Origin of the sequence: Kitasatospora sp. NPDC056531 (assembly GCF_042794375.1) — a bacterium.
In the GTDB taxonomy this organism is placed as follows: domain Bacteria; phylum Actinomycetota; class Actinomycetes; order Streptomycetales; family Streptomycetaceae; genus Kitasatospora.
Genome location: NZ_JBHTTU010000136.1, coordinates 1 through 1,177 on the forward strand (window position 1 = coordinate 1; position 1,177 = coordinate 1,177).

A 1,177-nucleotide genomic window follows, 5' to 3' on the forward strand; every position below is an offset into this window, starting at 1 on the left:
GGTTTGTCCGGTGCCGGACGGTGTTCAGTCTGGGCGGCCGGTCGCACTGTTGTCATGCCGGGCCGCGGGGATCAGTGGGATGCGGTGTGCGGCGGATCGTGTCGGGGTGGTGGAGGGTCGGGTAGGCCCCGCGCATTGCTGCGAACGGGGCCCCCTCAGAACCGGACGTGCCCCCGGACCGCGGAACCCCGCAGGCCACCACCGAGGCGGCCTGACGGCCACCCGGCAGCAGCCCCCAGCCAACCCGGGACGGCGGCGCAGCAAAGCGGCCGGAGCGGGGACACGGGCCCGGGCCACCGGACGACGGCGAGCACCCGGAGCATGGCGCGGCCACCCACGCCTGGGCGCAGCGAGCCCGGACGGCGACCAGCACGCCACCAGGACCCGCGCCCAGCAGCCGCGCCGGGGCGGCCGTCCCCGGCCTGGACGACGTCGATTCCCGTGGCCGCGAGGGCGGCAACGGTGGCATCCTGCGGCGACCGATAGCGCAGCGGACAACGCACCACGTCGTCGGCGCGCAGCATCAGGTGGCCGGGATCCCGTCTCCGCTCCGGCTCTGCGCGCCTGCTCCCCTTCTCCTGCAACAGGATCCGGTGCCCGGACTTCACCCCGCACCACTACGGGGCCCAGAAGAAGCGGTCGACCTCCGCTCGCCCTATGGACACACGGGCGGGCAGGTTACGGCTTCGTGCTGTCAGTTGGGCTTGGTGCCGGCGTCCTGTTGTGCGGCGGCGAGGGTGAAGGCGAGCAGGGCGGTGGCGGTGAAGTCGTCGGCGGATTCGACGGTCTGCCAGGCGCCGACGTGGTCCATGAAGCCGCCGCCGCGGCCGTCGAAGGCGGCGAAGGGGTTGCCCTGGTCGGTCGGGCACGTGCGCATGGTGGGGAAGGAGTTGAGGTCCTTGAGCTTTTCTGCCGCGTTGGGGCCGTTGACGACGCCGCCGAGGAGGATGTCTCCGTCCCCGTTGAGGTCGCCGGCGAGGTTGGCGGCCTGGTGTTCGGGGCAGTGCGGGAAGGTGGTTCCGGCGCCGATGACGAAGGAGGATCCCCACGCGTTGGCGCCCAGGGCCCAGTTGCGCTGCTGGGTGGCAAACGCGTCGTAGTGGGAGTCTCCGGTCACCCGGTGGTACAGCTGGGCGGTGGCGGCCAGGCCGAAGGTGTGGGGCACGGAGTCGAAGTC

Annotated in this window: 1 protein-coding gene; it reads right to left on the bottom strand. The window is 72.5% G+C overall.

Annotated elements, in window-relative coordinates:
* Positions 1-694: 694 nt before the first annotated feature.
* Positions 695-1,177, bottom strand: a 483-nt coding sequence (locus ACFQ87_RS41515) for a glycoside hydrolase family 9 protein (RefSeq protein ID WP_380616151.1), incomplete at its 5' end; no start/stop codon positions are given.